The sequence below is a fragment of the Deinococcus alpinitundrae genome, from assembly GCF_009982895.1.
Classification (GTDB): domain Bacteria; phylum Deinococcota; class Deinococci; order Deinococcales; family Deinococcaceae; genus Deinococcus; species Deinococcus alpinitundrae.
The window spans coordinates 1-405 of record NZ_WXZL01000126.1; the positions used below are offsets into that span (position 1 = coordinate 1).

Below are 405 nucleotides of genomic sequence, written 5' to 3' on the forward strand. Positions count from 1 at the left end.
GATTTTATTCCAAATATTACAAATGCGAATTTAAAAGATGTTCAAACATTTACGAAGCAAATTGGTGGCACGCCATGCAATGTAGCTTGTACAGTTCAAAAGTTAGGACAACAAGCGCATATGATTACACAATTAGGTAATGATGCATTTGGAGATAGCATTATTGAAACGATATCAAGTATTGGTGTAGATGTATCAAAAGTGTATCGCACGAATGAAGCAAACACTGCGTTAGCTTTTGTGAGTTTGACTGAAGCGGGCGAGCGAGATTTTTCTTTTTATCGTAAGCCCTCTGCTGATATGTTATTTGAACCAAGTTTTGTGAATGATATTGATGTGAATGAAAATGATGTAGTACATTTTTGTTCTGTTGATTTGATCGATAGTCCGATGAGAGAAGCACAT

Annotated in this window: 1 protein-coding gene; it reads left to right on the forward strand. The window is 35.6% G+C overall.

Annotated elements, in window-relative coordinates; all coding sequences use genetic code 11:
- Nucleotides 1-405: PfkB family carbohydrate kinase (locus GUI70_RS25380; RefSeq protein WP_237725132.1), on the forward strand; the 405-nt coding region annotated here is incomplete at both ends.